The organism is Saprospiraceae bacterium, from assembly GCA_026129545.1.
Lineage (GTDB): Bacteria > Bacteroidota > Bacteroidia > Chitinophagales > Saprospiraceae > M3007.
The window spans coordinates 505,936-530,252 of record JAHCHX010000001.1 but is presented as its reverse complement, the minus strand read 5'-3'; the positions used below and the strand labels follow the sequence as shown (position 1 = coordinate 530,252).

13 protein-coding genes are annotated in these 24,317 nt (G+C 53.1%); 5 read left to right on the top strand and 8 right to left on the bottom strand.

Annotated elements, in window-relative coordinates; all coding sequences use genetic code 11:
- The first annotated feature begins 161 nt into the window (after positions 1-161).
- Both KIS77_01825 and KIS77_01820 read left to right on the top strand, forming a co-directional pair.
- Positions 162-896, top strand: a complete 735-nt coding sequence (locus KIS77_01825) for a S24 family peptidase (protein ID MCW5921053.1) — start codon at positions 162-164, stop codon at positions 894-896.
- Between the two features lie 196 nt (positions 897-1,092).
- Positions 1,093-3,243 carry a hypothetical protein gene (locus tag KIS77_01820; protein ID MCW5921052.1) on the top strand — a complete coding sequence of 717 codons (2,151 nt, stop codon included), beginning with the start codon at positions 1,093-1,095 and terminating at the stop codon, positions 3,241-3,243.
- Positions 3,244-3,289: 46 nt separating this feature from the next.
- Here KIS77_01820 and KIS77_01815 read toward each other — a convergent pair whose 3' ends face one another.
- The 4 genes from KIS77_01815 to KIS77_01800 form a co-directional block, all read right to left on the bottom strand.
- Positions 3,290-3,937, bottom strand: a complete 648-nt coding sequence (locus KIS77_01815; GenBank protein MCW5921051.1) for a response regulator transcription factor — start codon at positions 3,935-3,937, stop codon at positions 3,290-3,292.
- On the bottom strand, positions 3,934-7,086 hold the full coding sequence (locus tag KIS77_01810; protein MCW5921050.1) for a hypothetical protein: 3,153 nt from the start codon (positions 7,084-7,086) through the stop codon (positions 3,934-3,936). The genes KIS77_01815 and KIS77_01810 overlap by 4 nt, the downstream gene beginning before the upstream one ends.
- Positions 7,087-7,107: 21 nt before the next feature.
- Positions 7,108-7,875, bottom strand: coding sequence for a hypothetical protein (locus KIS77_01805; protein MCW5921049.1), 768 nt, complete (start codon positions 7,873-7,875; stop codon positions 7,108-7,110).
- 76 nt (positions 7,876-7,951) lie between these two features.
- Positions 7,952-9,511 (bottom strand): hypothetical protein, encoded by a 1,560-nt coding sequence (locus KIS77_01800; protein ID MCW5921048.1) that lies wholly within the window; start codon positions 9,509-9,511, stop codon positions 7,952-7,954.
- 382 nt (positions 9,512-9,893) lie between these two features.
- Here KIS77_01800 and KIS77_01795 point away from each other — a divergent pair, with 382 nt between their 5' ends.
- Positions 9,894-11,351: a GWxTD domain-containing protein gene (locus tag KIS77_01795; protein MCW5921047.1), complete on the top strand. Its 1,458-nt coding sequence runs from the start codon at positions 9,894-9,896 to the stop codon at positions 11,349-11,351.
- 10 nt (positions 11,352-11,361) lie between these two features.
- Here KIS77_01795 and KIS77_01790 read toward each other — a convergent pair whose 3' ends face one another.
- A complete protein-coding gene (locus KIS77_01790; protein MCW5921046.1) occupies positions 11,362-11,820 on the bottom strand; it encodes a hypothetical protein in 459 nt (152 codons plus the stop codon).
- 433 nt (positions 11,821-12,253) lie between these two features.
- Here KIS77_01790 and KIS77_01785 point away from each other — a divergent pair, with 433 nt between their 5' ends.
- Positions 12,254-13,894, top strand: coding sequence for a peptide MFS transporter (locus KIS77_01785; protein ID MCW5921045.1), 1,641 nt, complete (start codon positions 12,254-12,256; stop codon positions 13,892-13,894).
- 355 nt (positions 13,895-14,249) lie between these two features.
- Here KIS77_01785 and KIS77_01780 read toward each other — a convergent pair whose 3' ends face one another.
- Both KIS77_01780 and KIS77_01775 read right to left on the bottom strand, forming a co-directional pair.
- Positions 14,250-15,401: an OmpA family protein gene (locus KIS77_01780; protein MCW5921044.1), complete on the bottom strand. Its 1,152-nt coding sequence runs from the start codon at positions 15,399-15,401 to the stop codon at positions 14,250-14,252.
- A 187-nt stretch (positions 15,402-15,588) separates the two neighbouring features.
- Positions 15,589-17,016: an OmpA family protein gene (locus tag KIS77_01775; GenBank protein MCW5921043.1), complete on the bottom strand. Its 1,428-nt coding sequence runs from the start codon at positions 17,014-17,016 to the stop codon at positions 15,589-15,591.
- A 359-nt stretch (positions 17,017-17,375) separates the two neighbouring features.
- Between KIS77_01775 and dnaK the strand changes: the two genes are divergently transcribed.
- The gene (dnaK, locus tag KIS77_01770; GenBank protein MCW5921042.1) at positions 17,376-19,304 is read left to right on the top strand and encodes a molecular chaperone DnaK; all 1,929 of its coding nucleotides are present in this window, start codon (positions 17,376-17,378) and stop codon (positions 19,302-19,304) included.
- 388 nt (positions 19,305-19,692) lie between these two features.
- Here the strand turns inward: dnaK and KIS77_01765 are convergent, their stop codons facing one another.
- Positions 19,693-24,180 (bottom strand): HYR domain-containing protein, encoded by a 4,488-nt coding sequence (locus tag KIS77_01765; protein ID MCW5921041.1) that lies wholly within the window; start codon positions 24,178-24,180, stop codon positions 19,693-19,695.
- Between the last annotated feature and the right edge of the window lie 137 nt (positions 24,181-24,317).

The following is a 24,317-nucleotide window of genomic DNA, read 5'->3' as shown; positions in this document are numbered from 1 at the left end:
TCAATTATTAAAAAGACTTTCGAGAAAAAAAATTGCTTTTGGGCGAAAAAAATCTTTGACATTTTTTGTTTTTAAAAACTCTTTGTTTTAAGTTTGCATCGTCAAATTTCAAAGAAACCAGTCATTCACCCTTTTATTGCTCATCAAAAAAACAGCGCGTTATGATTAAGGAAGACCGTATCGAACTCAACAAGCGTTTCATTCATGCTTTCAAATTGCTCGAAGACAGGGGTGCCATTGTCAAGAATGACCGCAGTGGCCGAGGTGTCGGCGATGTGGCCGACAAGGTATTGGGCAACAAAGCTTACGGACACATCATTCGCGCTTTTCTTAACCCCGATAGCAAGCGGGTGATTGACTATGGCCAAGCCAAGTCGTTCTGCCGCGCCTATGATATCAATGAGGCATGGCTGCTCTATGGCATTGGCCACCCGTTTGGTTTTGAAGCGCCAAGCGATGCCTTTGTCGGCGACCGGGGCGGTGTTTCCGTAGGCGGCAATATTCTTTTCACCACTATACGCGCATTCGCGGGCAGCACGCTAGGTGCTGAAAATCAAGAAGACAATTCTTATTTTTCCATACCGGGCGTGAGCGGCCCTGGTTTGGTGGCCTTCCAGATTGAGGGCAACTCCATGGACCCCGTCATCAAGCACAACGATATAGTGGTCTGCAAATCAGTGGAGAACATCGCCGACATTCGAGACAACGAAATATATGCCGTGAAGAGCAACGGCAATGTGTGGGTCAAGTACGTTCAGAAAATTTACAACAATAGAGGGCGAGTCACGCGCCTCAAAATGATTTCAGCCAATTATTTTGACAATGACCCCTTCGAGGAAGAAGTCAACGAGACCACTCGCCTCTATAAGGTAGTGAGAAAAATTAGCAACGTCTGATAGGCTGTAGGCTGAATGTCCGCTCAGCTGCCTCTTGGGGTGAGGCGGACATTCAGCCAAGCAACCAATCCATAAAATCTATCCTGCTGTTTATTGTTTTCGGAGCCTCCCGGCGCAAATGCCGGCGAGGCTTTTTCATTTTTTCTAATGCTTCCTTGTGCTACCTTTGGCGGCGAATAAACCATGAAAGCCCATCATGCAAAAAATCATTTTTGGCCTTATCGCCCTCGCCTTTGCCGTTTATTTTGCCTGTGGCAAAAAAGTATTTGACCGCCGCCCGGTGAAATATGTGGCCTTCGTCGGTTTTAACCATCAGGACACCACACGCGCTCGGCTCAACAATTTCGCCGACTCGCTGCACATCCTCGCCTTGGAAAAATATCTCCGACGCATCAACGCGGAAAAAAAGCCCAAACGCTACGACTGCGAGTATCGCCTCCTCCCCTTTCAATGCAATTTCGAGGAAGATTCCATCGCCCCGATATACAATCGAATTCTGGCCGACACCAACATCGCGCTCGTGGTGGACAATACTTGGGGGCGCCATATTCGACACGCCAGAGACATTATCCGCGACCAGCTCCCGGTTATTTCCCTGACTGCCGACCAGAATGACACGCTTTTTGGGAGAAACGCCATCTTTCTCGAACCCAACGACCCTCAGCCGTTTTTCCTCGCCAATTTTATTCAAAAAGTGTTGAAGGCGCCCTCAGTTGGTTTTATCACCGAGGACGATTACTTGCTCCACAAACAATTTGAACGATTCGCCAAACAATACGACCTGAGATGCAACACGCTGCTGACTTTCAAACAAGATAGTTTGGTGAGCAATCTGGTGCCCGCGAAAGATACCGCTAGGGTCATCAGCGCCATTCGGCAGGCGTTGGCCTCTACTGACGAAAGGTATATTCTGCTCAACTTGCACAGTGCTTATGGCAATCTGGTGATGCGTGCCTTACAGGCTGCCTCAAAAGAGGAAATCAAGGCGAAAACCATACTTGGCATATCGGGCATGACCAGCCTCAAAGACAGTGAGTTGCAAAGACTGACCAAAGAGAAGGGACATGTCATCATCCGATATGAAACGACGGAAGAACTTCTACAGGAAGATGTGTATCATCTGAAGGAGGAAATAGAGGCGCGGTTTCCCAATCGCTTTTTCCAAACAAGAACCTCGCAAAACGCCCTCCGCCGGTGCTACGACGCGATGAACATATTCGAGGCGGCACTGCAAGCCGGTCATTCGCATCGAGCGGCATTGGTCGGGTATTTCAGCAACCTGAAAAACAGAAAGGTGACTATTTTCAACGAGTTGTATGAGTTCGACAGCACGCTCATCCTTCGCAAGGAACCCACTTTTAGCCGCACCGGAGACGGCAGGACGCAGGCTTTTCCCAAACAAGTCAATATCTTCGGCGACTCTGTGCCAAACCTGCATGTGGGCATTGACATCGTTGACATCAACGACATTGACATTCGAAAAAACATCTTCAATTGCAACCTGCTCTACTGGGTCATCGTGGATTCCAATTTTATCCAGAAAGAGGGATACATTGACTTTTCCACTATCAACGACCCGGAATCGCGCTACCTCATCGCCGAAGAAGCAGATACCAACGGCAATATGCTGCGCCTTTATCGTATCAGCGGTTCTTTTCTCGGCAATTTTATCTCCTTCGATTTCCCTTTCGACCGACATGAGATAAAAATACCCATCGAGGCGCTGAGCTCGAGCAACAACATCAAAATCAGTTTCGACTACAGCCGTCTTCAAACGAAAGACAAAATCGCCGATTTTCAGATGAACGACTGGAACACGGACCAGTACTTCGTGACGCTCGACAACAACATCTCGCACGCGCTCGGCTCTCCTTACAGAATCATGGTGGAGGGAGAAGACAGTACCCAACATCTCGAAAAGTACAAGACGCTCAACGTGCACTTGCGCGTGAGCCGCCGGCTTTGGGGCGCCATCATACTCGTGGTGTTGCCCTTCATCATGTTCAGCGCATTGCCTATCTTCATGCTGTTTTTCCACAAAGCTAGTTTCGAGGAAGTGGGCGAGCTCATCATCACCTCTTTCCTCGCCACGGTGGCCTATTCTATCAATTTGGTGCAGATATCGCCTGCTACCGACTCGATGAATCTGGCTTATATTTTCCTCATGCTGACACTGGGCATCAACTTTTTCTGCTTCATCTACGTCACCTACATTGACCGGTCGAGGAACGGAACTTCCTCCAACGGGGGGCGACGCACGATATTCCGTTTGCCGGGCAAGGTCTGGCTTCCTTATCTGCTCCTTATTTTGCTGTTGATGCTCTTCTACCTCATTTTTCAGAATTGATGCCTGCTTGCGAGAGCCGGTTTTTATTGTGGATTGGCGAGATGCGTCAGTCGCCATTTCCGAAGGCTTTCTCGATGGCTTCCCGGCTGTTGGTGACGTGGAGTTTTGTGTAAATGTTGTGGATGTGTACCTTCACCGTGCCTTCCTTGATGCCCAAGACGTTGGCGATTTCGCTGTAAGTGCGGCCTTTGGAAAGCAGTTGAAGGATTTCATGCTCCCTTCCGCTGAGTACCTCGGTGGCTTTGCTTATCGGTATTTTTTTCTGAAAAAACTCAATGACCTTTTTAGCGATGCTGCTCGACATCGGCGCCCCGCCTTCCAATAAATCTTCCAATGAGGAGAGAATCTTCGAGTCGGAGGCATCTTTCAGCAAATAGCCGCTCGCCCCTGCTTTCAGGGACTCGAATATCTTGTCGGCATCCTCAAACACGGTGTACATCATGAAGAGCGTGTCGGGCATTTTGGGCTTCACCGCTCGCACACATTCGATGCCGTTGACCCTGCCCGGCAAACCGATGTCCACCACGGCGATACGGGCGCCTGTCTTGGGCAAAAAATCAATGGCCTCTTCGCCGTTGTGATATTTGTGGCGACAGGTGAATCGCGGATGCTCGTTGATGAGCTCGCAGAGATAATCGCGGATATCGGGTTTGTCTTCCACGATGGCTACCGAAGCTGCGTTTTCTTTGCTCATGGTTGGGTCGTTTTTTCGATGGGAATGATGAACGTGAGCAACGTGCCGTCCATGTTTTCGATGCGCATTTCGCCACCCACGTCTTGCAGACGCTGTCGCATATTGTGGAGTCCGTTGCCGAATTGATTGATTTTTTCGAGTTCTATGCCTTTGCCGTCGTCCTGCACTTGCACCACCAAGCAGTCGTTTTTGAGTTCAAATGAAATGCTGACCCGCTCTGCCTGAGCGTGTTTCACCACATTGTGCAGGCTTTCCTTCACCGCCAGATAGAGGTTGCGCCGTCGTTCGCCCGAAATAGCTTCATCGGTTATTTCCTCTGGTTCGCGTATGTGATAGTGCAAGCCGCTCACGTCGAGAAAATCTACGGCATAGCGACGAATGTATGCCACGAGATTTTCCACCGTATCGAAATTGGAGTTCATCGCCCAGATGATTTCGCCCATTTTTTGCACCAGATCCTGCGAATAATCCGCGATTTTGTTCACTTGCTCTTGAAGGCTGGGGTCGGTTGTTTTTTTCTGCACCCTGCTGCTCAGCATTCGGATGGAGGTAAGGCCGCCACCGAGGTCGTCGTGCATTTCGCCTGCGATGCGGTTGCGCTCTTGCGTGAGGGCCTCTTGCTTCTCTATTTGGAGGCGTTGCTCGCGCAATTGTAGGTTTTTCTCGCGCAATTGGCGGCGGACGTAAGCGCGGAAGTAAGAGACCACGATACTTGTCGCGGCGAGGAAGCAAACCAAATAGAACCACCATTTTTCCCAAAACGGCGGCTCGATTTTGATGAAAAGTCGGCGTGGCGTCGGGTTCTCGATGCCATCGGAGTTGGCCGCTGTTATTTCCAACAAATACGCACCGGAGGGAAGGTTGGCATAGCGGGCAAAACCGCGTGCCGATTCGCAGCTTATCCATGTGCCGTCGTAATGTCTTCCATCGGCGTAAGACAGCCGGTAGCGCAATCGATTGTTGACAGGGTCGCTGTATTCCATGGCGACAAAATCGAACGCCAGGGTGTTCTGAAAGTAATCGCAAAAAAGGCTGTCCAGCATGGTCACGTTGCGCGGCAACTTCTTGACAACTTCATCATTGATTTTCACCTCCGTGATACAGACCTTGGGCTGTGTGGACACATCGCGGAGTTCGGAAGGAAGAAAATAATTAAGCCCATCCACCCCCCCAAACCACAACCGCCCGTCGGGTGTCTTTTGGTAAGCACGCGAATTGAACTCGTATCCTTGAAGGCCATCGGCCAGATTGTAGCGGCGCGACTTCCATGTGACGGGGTGCAGCCGCAGCAGGCCATAGTTGGTGCTCAGCCAGAAATGCTGCTGTTCGTCGGGCAAGATGCCATACACCGTGCTGCTAAGGATGGTATCGGGTTGGCTGCTTGGCTTTTGGGCATCCCACAGGGGCAAGCGCCGAAGCCCAAAATCACCCCCCATCCAGATGAAGGTGTCCGTCTCGGCGAAGGCATAGACGTAGCCACCTATGTCAACTTCGGCCTCCGTTTTCAAGCGCCCGTCCTTGATGGAAGATATTGCCAGTGTTTGGCCATCAACGCTGAGATAAATCAAGCCATTTTTGTCTTGGTGGATTTGTGAAATGTAAGACTGCTCGAACCCCATCGGCTTTTCTGCCGCAACACTCCCTGCCTTTCGGACTATTTGGCAAACACCAGCATCCGAAGCGGCCAGTATGGTACCATCGCGCAGTTGGAAAAAGTCGTTGAATCCGCGCCCATTTTGAATTGCCTGAAATGTGCGTCTTCGCAAATCATACAGGTACGCGTTTTGGTCGGGGATGCTGGGCGCAAAGAGCAAATCGCCATTGCGGAGCATCCTGATGACTGATGTGAATTGATTTTTCCCGTTAGGCGTTTCCTTGCGTGGAGCGACGGTGTTGGCGGCGACCGAACGCAAGGGAGCCATGTTGCTGCCGAGCCACAGCACGCCGTTGTCGTCTTGCGCGATGGCATCGGCGGAAAATCGGGACTCATTGGAGAAGTAGAGCGACTTGCTGCGCACCAGATGGAATTTGTTTTTGTCAAGCAAACCATAGTCCACCCCCACGGCCCATATAGATATCCACACCACTTGGTCGCGGTCAACGTAGATTTCATTGAGTTCATCGGAAGAGAGGCTGGCCGGGTCGTCCGGGTCGTGGCGATAACGGCGCACGAACTGGGCCTTGCCCCTGTCGAACAACAGCAGCCCTGCCCATTGGGTGGAAACAAAAAGATAGTCAGCCCCCAATCGTTCCACATCCACCACCTGCCCTACCCTTTCTCCCTCAAACGTGTTGAAAGATTCCACGAGCACTCCCTTTTCGATGTCGAAAAGCAGCAAGCCTTCGCTGCTGGTCAGCCAGACCAAGCGTTTGTTCTCTGGCAACAATCGGCGAATGGAGTATCCTTTTTTGCCTTTCTCACCTTTGAGAAAATGGTTTTTCTTGCGCAGTTTGCCCTCCGCTATTTCGTACAAAACAAAACCCGCATCGCGGGTGCTGTTGGTGCTGACGATGCCGAATACCTCGCCAGTGGCCTCGTCGCTGAGCGCAAAATTGTAAAAGCCGTCCAACCGGCCAATGTTCTCGCTCATTGGCGGGCTTCCCAATTGTTGCGGCGGCGTGATGCGGTACAAACTATCGTTGAGCCGCGTCCACAGCCGCCCTTTCCCATCGCGGTGAAAAATGTAGTAACTGCTGCTCCATGGGGTTCCGTCGAGCGAAATTTGAAAGGTGAAAAAATCGTCGGTGGCGCGTCGGTAACAGTTGATGGCCTGCACTGTCCCGAACCAGATATTGCCCTGTTCATCCTCAAAAAAAGGGCTTTGGATGTTGTTGCCGACCATAGAATGCCGTCTCCCTTGTTCGGGGCGATAGACCCTGACCGATTGCCCGTCGAAGCGATTCAGCCCATCGGACGAGCTAATCCACACAAAACCTTGCTGGTCTTTGTGCACAAAGGGATTGATGGATTGGGAAAGCCCTTCTTTGGCGGTAAGATGATGCAAATAAAATCGTTCGGGCTGCCCGATAGCGGGGCTGACAAGCCCAACACACAGTAGGAGGACAAAGGCACGCAGATAACCGCCGGATGTCGCGACGACAACCGAGAGCGGTGTTGCTGATAAAGTGTGATTCTCAAAAGGCTTCATTATGTCGTGCTGACCACTGCTCTAATCACTCGTTAGATAGCGTTTCGGTGGACACGGCGGGCCAACCCAGTATTGTTGCTGGTTGTGCTTTTTGGCGATTAAAATAAAATAATCTTGATGGTCGGCCACAGGTTCCATGGTGTCGTTGAGTCGTATGCCCAGATAAAACTCTGTGGAGCCTGCGAGGGTGTTGTTGTCCGTGTTTGATATCAACCTGAAAAGGGTTTGGTTGTCTATGGCAATTTTGAATGGCGAGCCGCCGGGAATCGGGTTGTTGCTTTTCAGAAGATTGTACCCTTTGTGGCCCGAACTGGCATTGGCTATAAAATTGTCGCGCTGAGCGTTGTAGTCAGCCATGGCGTTCACCTCCGTCAGCGTGCCCGGTTTTTGAATATACATTTTGTAAACCCTGCCCGGCGGCACGGAGGGGTCGGTCGTCTCGCCCGGATACCGCCCCTTCCCGTCGGAGCCACGGGCCAACAGCGTGAGCATATCGGTGCCATTCACTGTCTCTATGCCCAAAGTGATGGTGAGGCCGACAATGCCCGACGGGGCGGTGCCTACCACGCCGCCCGTCAGATTTTCCATGACGTGGCCGCTGAAAAAGCAGGCGATAAAGCGGCGTCCGCCCGTCACTTCCCAATAAGTGCTGCGGTCAAGTATTTCGCGCCGCGAGTTGATGTCGGCAAAATTGGCGATGAGGTCATTGAACGTCGCTTGGTCGAACTGCCAATCAATCTCTGCGGAGTTTTCCCAAAAATAGAGGTCGGTGGAATCGGAGCGCGGCATAATTGAATTGTTTGAAATAGAAGAATGATTGAAATGGGATGTTGTTGGTGAGGGTGAAGGCATCGCTGCCCTTTCCTCATTGTCCAGTTGTTCCTCTCCCGCCAGCATGAAAGATTCTTTGGTTAAAATCCTGTTGGATGTCCCGTCTCATTTCTTTGGGAAACTGAATCAACCCTGCCATTGTGATATGCTTGAATTTGGCGCTCAGCCCGTCGTGGTCTATCTGGATATCCTTATTGTTTTTTTGAACGAGGGGCGTTTCATGTTTCAAATATGAATATGGCTCATGCGCTAGCACCCACATAATTTGCTCCGCCACGATATGGCTTCCCAGCACGCCCAGATTTTGACCGCCGTATTTGACTTCGGCTTCTAGCAAGATGTAGAGCCAAAGCGGCAACGCATGGGCTTTCACTTCCACGCCCAAGGCGAGTCGCACCTCATCGTCGGTCAGCAGGGTGTGATAGGCCCCGGTTTTTTCATTCACCAACGGGTAAAGCACGGAAGCAAAGGCATGACCCGTCGGCAATGCTTCCGAACGCGCTAGGTTGATTTGCGCAAGGGCGGGTCTGTTTTTCAAAAAGATGAGCGCATTGAGCGGGTCAGCGATGGTGTGGTCAATGGCCGAGCTGGGCTGGGCAAGTGGCTGCTCGGGCATATCGAAAAACAGGGGCCACTCGAAATTGATGAATGGATATTTGGTGAAGCCACGCAAGTCTTTTTCGCGGAGGTTGTTGTTGCGAGCAGACTGCCGCCCAAAAATCCGGCGGCGCTCTTTGGCGCGATTGAGCGTGTAAACATCTTGCACTTGGCTGTGACCGATGCGCAAGGCAGCACGGCTGAACTCGGGCATCATGCGTGGTTCTTCATCAGGCTTGAAGAGCAGAAAATGGTCGGGGTTGGCCAGTCTGTCCACGAGCGCCCCCTCGTACATCAGGGGCTTCAGATACTCTTCCACGATGATGCGGTGATAGCACCAAGTGACCAATTTGCGCGTCTCGCTAAAAAGCGCCTCGCCTGTGAGCGCAGGTCTCTTGAAATTGAGCCAATCCGCCACCGCGTTGTGGAATCGGATGAACGCGCAATGCAATTGCAAAAGCAAGAAATTTTGGTCGTTGCGGGTGTCGGCCATGAGCGGCACTTGGCTGGTGTAGAGGCGGCGGATGTCGTATTGGTCGCCGCCGACGGACTCGACATACAATTTGACACCTCTGAAAATGGGATAATTTGCGCTTTCCTCGTGGTGCAACGAACGCATGGCCGGGTCGTTAAAATCGGTTCCATAGTAAGCGTATAGGTATGGCATGGCGCCCGGCCCATGACCGTAAAGCGATTGGAGGCGCAGGGCGGGCGATTCGTCGCCACTGTGTCGGCTAATCGTAATATCGTGTGCCAAAAATTGACCAAAGTAGGTGAAGCCAGCCGCTATTTTATCATTGTCCTTCGTGGCAATGGCTCCCACGTTTTGCGGCTCTGCGCGCATGGACTTAGCAATAGCTTCCAATTGGGTGGGCGTGAGCGAGGGAGTGCTTTTCCCTATGTGGGCAAACCGAAAAGCAGATTGCCGATAGGGGTCATAGTCGGGGATTTGTTCCGTAACCCCAGAGCCGTGACCTTGAGAGTTTTCGATTGTCATCGCAAATACTTTTGTTCAGATGAATTGATTAAAAAAACCCCCTCCGGCCATACGGGTGGAAGCGACCGGAGGGTTGACGCAAAAGTTTGGTCTTTTGGAGGACTGCTTCACGGCATCAAGTGTTTCATGTTTTTTGGGGTTAGTCCCAAATGGGATGGCCTTCATTTTTTTTTATGAAATCATACAGGGCGCACTAACTTTGAGGGGCTTAGCCGGAGGTTTGACGACACAAAAGTAATTTAACTCATCTTTGGCAGAATATATCGAAAGATATATTGTCGGCAATTTTTTTTCCGCGCAATTTTGTCGCTTGCCCAATTTTAAAAAACCTAACAAAACACAAACGAAACAGGCCCACTACTTACATTTAAGCACTTTTGCCATGAAAATGAAATCTGCACTCCTTGCGCTGGCTTTGATGCTTGTTTCGCAGCTCGCCCACGCGCTCGACGCAGGCGTTTCTTACGCCGTGTATGCCACGCCTGAAAAACCATATCTTGAAATCAACATCGAAATAGCCGCCGCCTCGGTGATGTACCGACACGTTGACAGTGTGATGCTTCAGGCAGGCGTGGAGGTCTTGATTTTGGTGAAACAAGGCGACGAGACCGTCAAATTTGACAAGTATGTGCTGAACAGCCCTTTGGTGGATTTTCCGCAGGCATTGCTCGATGTGAAGCGGATGTCGCTGCCCAATGGTGATTATTTGCTCGAAATATCTTTCGTGGATGTCAACGACCCGGAGAACAAGGCGCTTTTCAAACGCCCCCTAAAAGTGGCGGTGGGGACGCAAATCCATCTTTCGGAGGTGCAGCTGCTGCGCAGTTTTCGGCGTGACGACACGGACAATCCTTTCACCAAAAACGGCTTCTTTCTCGAGCCCCTGCCTTTCCTCTTTTACGACCAAGGCGCCAAGTTGCTCGCTTTTTACGCCGAAATTTATCATTCGAACAAAGACATCCAAGACCCGGCCTATCTTGTCCGCTACTTTATCGAGCAAGAAAAGGGCAACGATGTCACCAACCTCATCTCCATCGGCCACCAGCGAAAAAAGCCCTCGCCGATTGATGCCGTGCTCGTGCAAATGGACATCAGCAAACTCGAAAGCGGCAACTATTTCCTCACCGTCGAGGTCCGCAACGCAGCCAACGAACTGCTCGCCACTCGAAAAGTGGCCTTCCAACGCAGCAACCCACTGCTCGAACTGCCCGAAAAAGAATTGACCGAGGAATTCGTCCATCAGCAGTTCGTGCAGCATCTGGACGAAGCGGCCTTGCGCTATGGCCTGCGGGCCGTCTCCGCTTATGCCATCGGCGAAGAGCCGGAGATGCTCAAAAACATCTTGCAAGGCGGCGACCTAAGCAAGATGCGTTTCTACCTCTTCCGCCATTTCATGCGCGAAGACCCCAACAACCCCGAACAGGCTTACAAGAAATTTTTGGAATTGGCGGCAGCGGTGGACAAAAAATTCAGGAGCGGGTTCCGATACGGTTTTGAGACGGACCGGGGGCGCACCTTCCTGCGCTTCGGTCGGCCCGACGACCTCGTGACGGTCGAGAACGAACCCGGCGCGGTGCCTTACGAAATCTGGGTCTATTACAAATTCCCCAAAACCCAACAAAACAACGTGAAATTCCTGTTTTACAACCCTTCATTGGCGGGTGAGGACTATCTGCTGCTGCACTCCACCGCTCGCGGCGAAATCAGCAACCCACGCTGGGAACGGGTGCTTTACTCGCGCAATTCCACCGAGTATGTGGAAGATGGCAACTACCACGATGCCACCGGCACCCAACGCAACTTGGGCCGCAACGCACGACAGTATTTTCAGGATTTCTGATGAAGTGGGGTCAATGCCTGTCCGCCTTGGCTTCCTCCCGCCGCTCGACGTAGTTTTCCCACACAGGCTTGTAGTCGTAAGTCAGATAGACCTCCGTGTTGAATGCGCCCCAAGCGCCATTTTCGAGGGAAAGATTGAGCCGGCGCTCCGACCCGGCGGGTATTTTTAGCAAAATGACATGGCCGAGATTCATCGCTATAGTCCACGACAACACGCGGGCATCCTGCGGCGGAAAAATGTCCCAAAACCCCTGGGCCTCCAATATGCGGCGTATCTCCGGCAAATTCTTGTCTTGTTGGTGCTTCAGCACGACGGTCACAAGGATGCTATCGGCAATAGGCTCCACGGGAGCGGCCATCGAAGGCCCTTCCACCGAGGTGGAGTCGGTTTTTTCAACTGGTTGCTGTGCAAGGGCGATTTGGCTCACAAAAAAGATACTCAGGCCTATAAGCAAAATTTTCTTCAACATTTCCAAAAAAAGGATTTCGATAAATTTTGAATGTGCAACGAGCGGCAAAGATATGTTCCCACGCAACCAAACGCGCTCGAAAACGCACAAGTTTTGGAAAGTTCGGTCAAGGCATCTCGCACAGTATGATTTTATACCTTGATTCGCCAAGATTTGTTAGATGAACATGATTGACGTTCTTGATTTTTAGCAGATTGCGATTGCGGCCATGCCCAAAACCTAACGGCGCGAAGTATATACCCATACTTCGCTTCGTCAAGTCTTCAGCATGGATGAACCCCTCCTTCGCGTGAATCATCAAAAATCAGGGAGAGCAATCAAGCGTATCTGATAAATCTTGACGAATCAAGGTATACATTTGCCCGAAACATAAACGGCACTCAGATGCGATGTACTCTCCCCATTCCGCTGTGTGCAGCCAATCATCCATCCCATGTTCAAGAAACACCCATCCGGATTACCCTTCCTTTTTTTCACCGAAATGTGGGAACGCTTCGGCTATTACCTCATGATAGGCATCTTTTTGCTCTACATGACGGACACCCAAAAAGGCGGCTTGGCTTTTGACCGCTCCATGGGCTCCGACGTGTACGGCACCTTCATCGCATTGGTCTATCTCACCCCTTTCATAGGCGGGCTTGTGGCCGACAGACTTTTGGGCTATCGGCGCAGCATCATCCTGGGGGGCGTGCTCATGGGCATCGGATACCTGATGCTGGCCATTCCGAACAACTTGTTTTCATTCTACGCCTCGTTGGGCGTCATGATTTTGGGCAATGGTTTTTTCAAACCCAATATCTCCGTGCTGCTTGGCAATCTGTACAACGAGGAACAGTATAAGCACCTAAAAGATACGGGCTACAACATCTTTTACATGGGCATCAACATCGGGGCGCTCATCTGCAACTTCTTCGCTGCATGGCTGCGACACAACATCGGCTGGGGCGCGGCTTTTGCCGCCGCAGGGGTGGGCATGTTCATTGGCGTCGTGGTGTTCCTCGTCGGGATGAGGCACTACGCCCACGCCGACGTGCGCAAAGCGCCCGTGGCGGGCGAGGCAGGTGTCGGGCAGATGTTGTCGTCCGTGCTGTTTCCGGCCATCGTGGCGGGTGTGTTGGGCTGGATGATTCCGGGCAACATTTTTGGCTCCGATTCTACCGACGCTTTTCTGTTTGGCAGCATTCCCGTGGTAGGTTTTTATCTTTGGATTCTGATGAAAGCCGCGCCGGAAGACAAGCCGCGCATCAAAGTGCTGCTGTCTATTTATGCCATCGTCATCATTTTTTGGGCTATTTTCAAACAAAACGGCACCGCTCTCACTACTTGGGCCGAATTTTACACCGACCGCGAAATGCCCACATGGATGGCCAAGCCAGCAGAAAGCCTCAAAATGGCGCAAGTGGTCTCGATGGAGGAAGGGCTTTACCCAAAATACGACGAGCAATTCCGCACTACCCGCGATTCGGCTGGCAATGTTGTGAAAATCGCCACATTCGACCCCTACTTCCTGAACGTGCCCGAAGCCAAGCGCCCGCCTGACGGCGGAAGCGTCTCGCTCATCTCCACCGAACTCTACCAATCTGTCAATCCATTCTTCGTGGTGATTTTCACGCCGTTGCTCATCGGATTTTTTGCTTGGCTCCGCCGCCGAGGCAAAGAACCAACCACCCCAGCCAAAATCGGCTGGGGCTTGGTCATTTCCGCATTGAGCACCCTCGTCACCGTGTGGGCGGTCTATGCTGCCCACAATGGAGCGGTGAAAGCATCCGCTTGGTGGCTCATCGCTGCTTATGGGGTCATCACGGTGGGCGAGCTCTGTCTCAGCCCGATGGGGCTTTCGATGGTGTCGAAAATGGCGCCGCGCCACATCACCGGGCTGATGATGGGCGGCTGGCAATTGGCCACTTCCATCGGCAACAAATTGAGCGGGGTGCTTGCCTCACTTTGGGACCAATATGACGACAAAGCCAATTTCTTTTGGGTTAACTTTGCCCTGCTGTCGGGCGCGGCATTGGCGCTGTTTGCCATGCTGCGATGGCTCAATCGAGTTTTCCGAGAAAAGGGATTGACCTGATTCTTAAAGTTTGTTTGAATTCATTTCACCTTCCGACCCCGTGAAATGAATTTAAACAACCTCTCACAGAGCGTCGTTTTTCAATTTCAATCATCAACCTACAATCTAATCATCGGTCATGGCAACAAAGAATAGACAGCCAAAGCAAAAAGTCACCGCCAAAGACCGCGAGGAAAATCGCAAGTTTCTCATCGTGGTCGCCTTAGCCACAGTAGCTTTGATGTTGCTGATGTATTTCATCTATGTTAGGTGACAAACGCCTCACGGTGTTTTTCAAACAAAAATTGCCTTCGTTTCACGCGAAACGAAGGCAATTGTATTTTGAGAAAAAGGCTCGCCTTATCAGCTTTTCGCCCTATTTTACGAACAGCTCAAACTCCACGCGACGGTTTTGCTCCCGGCCTTCGGGTGTGCTGTTGGTAGCAATCGGGCGGGTTTCGCCAAAGCCATCGTGACTCATCCGGCTGGCGCTGACACCCTTGCTCACGAGGTAGTCGTAGCAGGTTTTGGCGCGGCGCTTAGAGAGGTCGAGATTCATCTTGTCGTCGCCCACATCGTCCGTGTGGCCTTCTATGCGAAGGCTGTATGCCGGGTAACGCTGCATGAGCGAGGCGATTTCGTCGAGCACGGGAAGGGACTCTGGCAAGAGGGTGGCTTGGGCGGTTTCAAACTGGACGGCACGCACGGCGCGAATGAGCACATCCTTGTCAATCTGGGCAAGCTCGGGACAGCCCTTGTTCGCGGCGGTGCCCACCACATCGGGACAGCGGTCCTCATCGTCTGCGATGCCATCGCCGTCGCGGTCGGGGCACCCGTTGAGGCTGGCCAATCCCGGCACATCGGGGCAGCGGTCGAACCTGTCCACCACGCCGTCGCCGTCGCGGTCGTTGACCTTGCTCAGCATACCGTCTTCATCCCGTTCGGGGCCCCAGTAATAGGTGAGGCCCACTCCGTGGTGCCAGCCTTCGCGCCCGCGAATGGAGGGGCGAAACTGTGTCTGGGCGCTGAGGTCAATATTGCGCGTCAGCCGGATGTTCAGGCCTATGCCCAAGGGGATATTGAAATCCAAATCCCTTTTGTCCACCCGCTCGCGGAAGACCCTGTCCTTATCGGCATCAAAATCGAAAGTGGTGCCTACCCCAAAGTGGAAGTAAGGGTTGATGAGGTTTTCGTGCCGGAATAGCTCGTATTGCAGCAGGGCGTCCAAGTTGAACAACTTGTGGTTGACACCCGGGTTGACCGTGCTGGGCGGGATGCGGGCGCTGCCATACTTGACCGGAATCACGAGGAAGGTTTGCGGAGCAAAGCACCATTGGTACGCCAACTCGACACCGCCGCCGTCAATATCGCCCCAAATGTCGGCAAACTTTCGGTCTCTTAGTTGAGGCGACACATAGTTGTAGAAGTTGTAGCGGGCGGTGAGACCGTGTAGTGGCTGGGCTACCAAATCTTGATAGCAGAGCAGCAAACATGATGCTGCCAGAAGCGAAAAGGAAAACTTTTTCATTGGTAAAAATTTTGTTTTGTTGAATGATATTTTAAAAACTGCGTGAAAGTACACATTCCCGCACTCAACAAAACATACTCGTCGAAGTTTTTTTGCCAATGATTTATTTCTAAAAGAACATGAGCCACCGCCGAATATTCGGGATGGCTCATGCCTGAATGAAAACGACAGCCCAAAGGCTGACACATTATTTGACGTATAAGTCGAACTCCACGCGGCGATTCTGCTCGCGGCCTGCGGCAGTATCGTTGCTGGCTTTGGGCTTGGTTTCGCCGAAGCCCTGATGCGTCATACGCGAGGCCGGTATGCCTTTGCTGATGAGATAGTCGTAGCAAGTCTTGGCGCGGCGCTCGGACAGGGTCTGGTTCATCTTGTCGTCGCCCACGCTGTCGGTGTGGCCATTGATGTCGAGACTGTATTCGGGGTACTGGTTCATCACTGCCACCACTTCATCCAAAACGGCGAAAGACCTTTGCAACAGCACCGCCTTGCCAGTTTGGAATTGTACCAACTTGACTGCACGTTCCAACTTGGCCTTATCCTCGGCTTTTATTTCCGGGCACCCCTTGTTGCTGGCTGGGCCGGGTTTGTCGGGGCAGCGGTCTTCGCGGTCAATCACGCCGTCGCCATCGCGGTCGGGGCAGCCTTTGGTCAAAGGACTGCCGTATTCATCGGGGCACATATCCTCGTCGTCGGGGGTGCCGTCGCCGTCGCGGTCGCGCACTGGGCAGCCTTGCAAGGCGGCGATGCCCGCCTCGCGCGGGCATTTGTCGAGGTGGTCGGGGATGCCGTCGCCGTCCGTGTCGGGGCAGCCCTTGAATGCCGCCAAGCCTGCTTGGTCGGGGCATTCGTCTTCGGCATCAGGAATGCCGTCGCCGTCGCGGTCGGGGCAACCCATGAATGCCGCCAAGCCCGCTTGGTCGGGGCATTTGTCGTCGGCATCAGCGATGCCGTCGCCGTCGCGGTCGGGGCAGCCCATGAGCGAGGCTAAGCCCGGCACCTCGGGGCAATTGTCCGTGATGTCTGGCACACCGTCGCCGTCGCGGTCGGCAGGGACCTCTGGCGCACCGCCAAAGAAGAAAGTGGCACCGACCCCGTGATGCCATCCCGGGCGATTATCCATAGAAAAGCGATATTGTGTTTGCGCGTTGAGGTAGAGGTCTTTCAACAATTTGACATTGAGACCCAATCCGGCCGGGATGTTTAGGTCGAACCTGTCAGCATCCGCATTCCAAGTGGAGCCGACACCCATTAGGAGGTAAGGGTTGATGACACTCTCGTATTTGAAAAGGTTGAACTGCACATGCGCATCCAAATTGAGCAGCAGTTCGTTGCGCGCCGGAAAACCACCGGGGGGCGTTTTACCTCTTGCAGTGCCCATCTTGAATGGCACCACCAACCATGTGCGGGCATCGAGCCGGCCATTATAGGCGATTTCCACTCCCCTACCCCTAGTGTCGAAGATATCCGTCCAATCCTTCCAGTCGGGTTCGGGGTTGTGATAGTTGTAGGCGAGCACACGGACGGTTAGCCCGTGATTAGGTTGGGCAGAAACTTGATGTTGCACTATCAAAAGTGTCAGTGCCAAGCACAGTGTTCTAAGGAATTGTTCCATAAATGATTGGTTTTGTTTCGTGAAAGAAAAAATTTGGTTGACCGTCCAAAAGTAGAAACAGAAAATTATTTACAATCAATTTTTTTGATAAAGTGAAATCGAATTTTAAGTCCCTCCAACATCAAGCCTCCGATGGGGCACTAAGCCTACCCTTGGTTGGTGTTACTGCCTATTTTTCATCCGCCTATTTGTTTTTCTGACAAAAAATCTTTTCTCACCACCCCTAACTGCCATTCCGTCAGATTTTCCCGCGTGGCACAACGATTGATAAGCACGGTGAGCAAATGACCCTCAAACTTTCAAACCAGAAACCTTCAAACCTTACAAATCAACTTTCAACGAATCAACATTTCAGAATAATGGGCAAAATAATAGGCATAGACCTCGGCACAACCAACTCTTGCGTCTCCGTCATGGTCGGCAACGAACCCGTCGTGATTGCCAACGACGAAGGCGCACGCACCACGCCGTCAGTAGTCGGTTTCCTCGACAACGGCGAGCGCAAAATCGGCGCACCAGCCAAGCGCCAAGCCATCACCAACCCGAAGCGCACCGTCTCGTCCATCAAGCGTTTCATGGGGATGCGCCACAGCGAATCTACTTCCGAAATCGGTCGTGTGCCGTACAAAGTCGTCAAAGGTGACAATGACACAGTGCGCGTGGACATTGATGGACGCCTTTATACCCCGCAGGAAATCTCCGCGATGGTGTTGCAAAAAATGAAAAAAGTCGCGGAGGACTACCTCGGCGAGCCTGTCACGGAGGCCGTCATCACCGTTCCGGCATATTTCAACGACTCACAGCGCCAAGCCACCAAAGAAGCAGGCGCTATCGCCGGTCTCGATGTGAAACGCATCGTGAACGAGCCGACGGCAGCAGCCCTCGCTTACGGCCTCGACAAGCGCGACAAAGACGTGAAAATCGCTGTGTACGACCTCGGTGGCGGCACGTTCGATATTTCCATTCTCGAACTCGGCGGCGGTGTTTTTGAAGTGAAATCTACCAACGGCGACACCCACCTCGGTGGCGACGACTTCGACCAAGTCATCATTGAATGGCTGGCCGAAGAGTTCAAACGCCAAGAAAATATGGACCTCCGCAAAGACCCGATGGCGCTCCAACGCCTGAAAGAAGCGGCGGAAAAAGCAAAAATCGAACTTTCGGCCAGCGCCGAAACGGAAATCAATCTGCCCTACATCACGGCAGTGGACGGCGTGCCCAAGCACCTCGTAATGAAACTCAGCCGCGCCAAATTCGAGCAAATGACCGACCCCCTCGTGCAGCGCACCCTGGAACCTTGCCGCAAGGCACTACAAGATGCGGGCTTGAAAGCAAGCGACATTGACGAGGTGATTCTCGTGGGTGGTTCCACGCGCATTCCGCGCATTCAGGCGGAAGTCGAAAAATTCTTTGGCAAAAAGCCCAATCGCTCGGTCAACCCCGACGAGGTGGTCGCCATCGGCGCAGCCGTGCAAGGGGCCATCCTCTCCGGCAACGCAGGCGTGAAAGACATGGTGTTGCTCGACGTGACGCCACTTTCACTCGGCATCGAAACGATGGGCGGCATCTACGACGTGGTCATCGAGGCAAATACGACGGTGCCGACCAAAAAGTCGAAAACATACTCGACGGCATCGGACAATCAGCCACAGGTGGAAATCCACATCCTGCAAGGCGAGCGTCCGATGGCCCGCGACAACCGCTCGGTCGGTCGCTTCATCCTCGACGGCATACCACCCGCCCCACGCGGCGTGCCTCAAATCGAGGTGACGTTCGACATGGACGCCAACGGCATCCTCTCGGTGTCGGCAGTGGACAAAGGCACGGGCAAGCAGCAAAACATCCGCATTGAGGCCAGCACGGGTCTCTCGAAAGAGGAAATCGCCCGCATGAAAGCCGAAGCTGAAGCCAACGCTGCCGCCGACCGCGAAACCCGCGAACGCGCCGAAAAACTCAACCAAGCCGACTCGCTGATTTTCCAAACGGAGAAGCAGCTCCGCGAATACGGCGACAAAGTGCCTGCCAACCACAAAGAGACCATCGAGCGTTCGCTCAACGATCTTCGTGAGGCACACAAGGCTCAGGACCTCAGCCGCATTGACGCAGCGACCGAATCCCTTACCGCCGCTTGGAACGCTGCCAGCCAAGACATCTACGCCGCACAGCAATCCGCTGCAAACGGCGGAGCCGCCGACGGCGAGGGCAATCCTTACGGCTCCACTACTGGCGGCCCCACAGGAGGTGCAGGCGACACGCAGGATGTGGAGTTTGAGGAAGTGAAAAATTAAACTTGATTGATGTTTCTGGAAAATAACGAAGCCGCTCGGAATGACTCCGGGCGGCTTCTTTCATTCTTGCCATCTTTTCAAGACGGCTATCAGTTTTGTAGTTGCTTCAAAAGGTTGATGAGGGTTGATGTTAAGCGCCAAAACTGAAGCTTCTATCCGTATTCGACGCTCAACATCAACTTCATCAGCCTTTATCAACTTTCGAGAGTGTTCAGAAAACTGTGTCATCCCAATGGAGACGATAAGAAAACACAGAGGCACAATGGGCACAGAGTTTTGGTTTTCAATAATTTACATTCCTTTAAGCGCGGCGTGTATTGCGTAAAAAGAAAACACCCGGTATGGTTTGACACACTTTTCTGAACACTCTTCAACTTTTTCTACCACACTAACGCTGTAACACAAAGCGAATCGTCTGCCTTTCCCCATTTTCACGCCTCACTTCGAGGAAGTACAGCCCACTGGAAAGCCCGTCTGGCAAATGCAGTGCCTCTGGCGCATCGCTCGCTCGGCTGGTTTGCCACAAGACCTGCTGCGCTTGGCTGTTGAACACCTGAATGTGCAATTGCTCCCCATCCCAGTCAGACAGGTCCACAAAAAGCACGCCCGTGGTCGGGTTGGGGAAAACGGACAATCGAGAAGCGGCCTGAATATCAGCTCCGTCCGTCCGGTTCTCTGGCTTGTTGCTCACAATCTCAATCGGGCAATTGAATGTGTTGAGATGTGCTTCTTGGAAAATCTGCGGACTCAAGCGCGAGGTCACATGGATGTAGGCGGGGTTGATTTGCGGCGGCAACTCGTACTCAAACACTTCCGACTCACCGTTGGAGATGCTATCCTGCTGCGACTTGAAGCGGATGGAGTAGAAGGGCGAGAAGTTCGGGTTGCGCACGTCATAGAGCCTGCCGCTTTGAGCCGCGAACACGGAATTGTTGGCTGGCGACACGGCTACCACCCCGGTGGGCAGTTGAATGGCCGTGTAAATCAACTTGTTTGAGCAAGTGTTGGTCACCCGGATGCGATATTTCAGGTTCAGGGTTGCCGAGTTGCGCGTGATATTGAGCAACTCATATTTGAGGCAGCCGATGTTTTTTTCATCGCAGGCCTTCTCCTCGCGGATGGTGACATTGAAACAGCAGGAAGCCGTGTTGCCGCAACTGTCCTGTGCCGTGTAGCAAACTTGCGTGGTCGTCACAGGGAACAGGCTACCCGACGGCAAGCCCTGCGTTAGGTTGAGCGCGATGCCGGGGCACTCACAGTCGCTGTTGGTCGTCGGCAAATTATAATTGACCACCACAGGGCCTGTGCCAGCATCGGTAGCAATGTCGATACTGCTGGGACAGGTGATACTGACGGAGGCGTTTGGCGAGGTGATGAGCACCAAAGTGTATGTTGCGATGGTGTCGCAACCCACTGTCGCCGGAATGGATACCACCACCGTGCCCGGCTGCGTGTAAGCGTTGCCACCGATGAACACGGTGTCACCGTTGCAGAACTCGATGGTCTGCTCAAAGGTTGGGTTAGACAGCAGCACTAGTGTGTAAGTCACGATGGTGTCGCAGCCCGTCGTTGCTGGGATGGTGTCCACCACCGTGCCCGGCTGGTCGTACTCCACGCCGCCGATGGTGACCGTGCTGCCGGGGCAGAACTCGATGGTCTCCTCCGCGGTCGGGCCGGGCAGCAGCACCAAGGTGTAGGTCACTATGGTGTCGCAGCCCGTCGTCGCTGGGATGGTGTCCACCACCGTGCCCGGCTGGTCGTACTCCACGCCGCCGATGGTGACCGTGCTGCCGGGGCAGAACTCGATGGTCTCCTCCACGGTCGGGCCGGGCAGCAGCACCAAGGTGTAGGTCACTATGGTGTCGCAGCCCGTCGTCGCCGGGATGGTGTCCACCACCGTGCCCGGCTGGTCGTACTCCACGCCGCCGATGGTGACCGTGCTGCCGGGGCAGAACTCGATGGTCTCCTCCACGGTCGGGCCGGGCAGCAGCACCAGCGTGTAAGTCACGATGGTGTCGCAGCCCGTCGTCGCCGGGATGGTGTCCACCACCGTGCCCGGCTGGTCGTATTCCACGCCGCCGATGGTGACCGTGCTGCCGGGGCAGAACTCGATGGTCTCGGAGCGTGTTTCAAGCGGAGCGATGGTGATGGTGAAAGTGTCGTTGACAACACAACCCAACGCATTTTCGGCAAATAAGGAGTATGTCGTCGTCACGTCTGGCTGAATGCTCACCGTCGCGCAGTTGTCGCAACTCAGCCCTTCCGAAGGCGACCAGCTGTAAGTGTCAAAGCCGGGTACCGAAAAAGTGATGCTTGTGCCAGCGCATAGCGTCGTGTCAGGCAATTTGACATCGCCCGCCAAACTAAAGGTCAGCAGCACAGAGTCGCGTTGTGTGTCGCCGCAAGCATCGGTGACTTCCACCCAATACACGCCCGCCTCATCAGTCGTGAAAGTTGAATTGGTGGAACCATCCTGCCAAACGTACGCAACAAAGTTATCGCCAGCATCGAAGGTGATGAAGGTATCCTTGCACACCACAACGTCAGGCCCTAAATCAAGCACATCGTCGCAGGTGGGGACGCAACTGACACAGAGCGCGGCAAAGGGCATTTCAGCGGATTCGACGCTCGTCGGTGCGTTGAGCGACTGAACGATGAATTGGTTCACTGGCACATCTATCGCAATGTTGACCGGATTTGGGACGGCCTCTGCCAGCACATCAAAAGACTCTATAAAATCACATCCATCGCCTGCCTCGCCCTCGGCAGTCATTTTTAGGAAAATGGCATCGCTGGGAAGACTGGCCGAAGTGGCTGTGAGATAGAGCACGTCGCCTACCACCGCCGACTGATGTTGGCCCAAGGTGAAGGCGCTTCCCGGTTCGAAGTTCAACGTGACCGAGGGCAGTCGTTTGGCCCATTGCATGGCTCCGTCGAAGTCGGTTTTTATCACGATTTTATTCCAACTGCCATTTGTCAAAGCCGTGCCGACAACGGCAAAGCCATCGCTCATTGCCTGAATATCGCTGGCTAAAATACCTTCCTGCAAGGGAGTGTTGTAGCGTTTCACCCAAAGCAATTCCCCGTCGAGCGTTGTTTTTTGGAGGAAAAAGACAGGAGACGCATCGGGGTCGTCGGCATCAGTGCCATTGTAAATGGCAAACAGCGCGTCGTCGTGAACGAGCAAATCTTGCCCGAACAAGATGGCTGCCTCGCTTGTGTCCACATGGCTCAAGCGTGACCAGACTGGCGTACCGGTTGCCAAATCAAGGCGGCTCAGGCCCATGCGCATTTTATCAATCGGCACCGTCGGCGATGGGAAATCAGGGATGTGCCGACCCACAGCGTAGAGTGCCCCGTCGTGGATGACCATGCTGCTCCACACGTCCGAGATACCATAATTGTAGCGTTGGGTAAGCCCGCTCGCCAGAGTGCCAGTGTTGCGATTGAGCTCCCAAATTTCCGCGTCGTCCACGTTCAAGGTCAGTTGCGGGCTGGTCAGCAGCAAAAAGTTGCCGCCCGGGTTTTTCTCCAAAATCGCGTACGCTTCGGGGCTTTGCTGCTCCAATAGGCGCGACCAAATCATCGCATCGGCGACGGGGTCGTAGCGGAAGGCATAACTTCTCAAATTCAAATCGCCCGTGCCCACAATGGCGCAGCCGACCAACATCCCGTCGGAATCTTCCACCAAATCGGTGATAAACGCTTGATTCGCCACTGTGGGTCTGAACTTCCGTGTCCACACTACTGCCCCATCGGAAGTGACCTTTGAAATAAAATTCTGGTCGTCCTTTTCGCCTGCCAAATAGAAATGGCCATCTGCGGCAACGGCAACGACCTCGCCCGACTCGTCCGCACCAAGTTCGCCCAATTGTTTTAGAAAGCTAATGGTCTGGGCGCAAGTGTCTGGCACCGTCTGGTCGAGCACGAGCAGATAAGTCACTAGCGTATCGCAGCCAATGTCGGCGGGTATTGTGGTTTGCACGACATCGGGCGCGAAATAGTCATTGCCCCCTACCTCAAAAGCGACACCGGGTGCCAACGGTATGGTGAATGACAACTCAGGCTGAGGCAGGTATTCCAAAGTGTAAGTGATGATGGAATCGCAGCCGCCCGTAGTGGACGGCAACGGCGTATTGGATGCATAAACACCGGGCTCGTCGAACTCGATGCCGTCAATCACGATGATTTCACCCGGACAAAACTCGATGGTTTTTTCCGCCTGTATGTAGGGGAGCAATTCCAAAATATAGGTGGCGAGGGTGTCGCAGCCGCCCGTGTTGGAAGCAAGCGTGACCGTCACCACATCGGGAGCGCCATAGGGCACCCCGTCTATCAGCAAAGTTTGGTTGGGGCAAAGCTCGACCGTTTGAGTGTCCACAACGGTCGTGGCTCCTCCCACCGCTTCTATCTCAATCGTGTAGTCGCATTGGTCGCCGTTGTAACCGTCGAGCATCAGAAAATACTCGTTGCCAGCCACCAGAGTGACGGAAATGGAGATGGGTGTTGTCCCTCCTCCCAAGATACCGGCATTGCAACTACAGGCGATGGGGTTGGAGTCGCAATCGGTATAGATAGCCATTTGAAGGCCATTGCCGTTAAGGCAATTGGAAGGCGTGACGGTGATTGTCGCCACAGAGTCGTCGGCGACAAAGCCATACCACACGCTATTTTCGACAACGCCACAAAACCCCTGCACTACTTGGCCGGTAAAACCAGCCGTCGTGCCGGTCAGACCCGAAAGTGAGGGATAGATGCAAGCATCTTCACAAAAGTCTGCGGCTGGTGGTAGTGGAAGGGAGCAAGGAGGCCCTTGCGCGATAACCACAGATGCGGTAAGCCATAATAGGCAAGAGAGTAAAAGTTGTTTCATCATTAGAGCGGGTAATTAAAGATGAGCGAGAATGGTTGAATTACAGTTCCCGCCAAACGTACTGACTACCCGAACGATGAAAGATTAAAAATGCGCTTTTTGTCGCCTTAAAGTGATTTTAATGTGTTTTTAATGAACAC

Bases quoted from the DNA above. Each gene is read 5' to 3' on its own strand.
- KIS77_01825 (MCW5921053.1), top strand. From the start codon at position 162: ATGATTAAGGAAGACCGTATCGAACTCAACAAGCGTTTCATTCATGCT.
- KIS77_01820 (MCW5921052.1), top strand. From the start codon at position 1,093: ATGCAAAAAATCATTTTTGGCCTTATCGCCCTCGCCTTTGCCGTTTAT.
- KIS77_01815 (MCW5921051.1), bottom strand. From the start codon at position 3,937: ATGAGCAAAGAAAACGCAGCTTCGGTAGCCATCGTGGAAGACAAACCC.
- KIS77_01810 (MCW5921050.1), bottom strand. From the start codon at position 7,086: ATGAAGCCTTTTGAGAATCACACTTTATCAGCAACACCGCTCTCGGTT.
- KIS77_01805 (MCW5921049.1), bottom strand. From the start codon at position 7,875: ATGCCGCGCTCCGATTCCACCGACCTCTATTTTTGGGAAAACTCCGCA.
- KIS77_01800 (MCW5921048.1), bottom strand. From the start codon at position 9,511: ATGACAATCGAAAACTCTCAAGGTCACGGCTCTGGGGTTACGGAACAA.
- KIS77_01795 (MCW5921047.1), top strand. From the start codon at position 9,894: ATGAAAATGAAATCTGCACTCCTTGCGCTGGCTTTGATGCTTGTTTCG.
- KIS77_01790 (MCW5921046.1), bottom strand. From the start codon at position 11,820: ATGTTGAAGAAAATTTTGCTTATAGGCCTGAGTATCTTTTTTGTGAGC.
- KIS77_01785 (MCW5921045.1), top strand. From the start codon at position 12,254: ATGTTCAAGAAACACCCATCCGGATTACCCTTCCTTTTTTTCACCGAA.
- KIS77_01780 (MCW5921044.1), bottom strand. From the start codon at position 15,401: ATGAAAAAGTTTTCCTTTTCGCTTCTGGCAGCATCATGTTTGCTGCTC.
- KIS77_01775 (MCW5921043.1), bottom strand. From the start codon at position 17,016: ATGGAACAATTCCTTAGAACACTGTGCTTGGCACTGACACTTTTGATA.
- dnaK (MCW5921042.1), top strand. From the start codon at position 17,376: ATGGGCAAAATAATAGGCATAGACCTCGGCACAACCAACTCTTGCGTC.
- KIS77_01765 (MCW5921041.1), bottom strand. From the start codon at position 24,180: ATGATGAAACAACTTTTACTCTCTTGCCTATTATGGCTTACCGCATCT.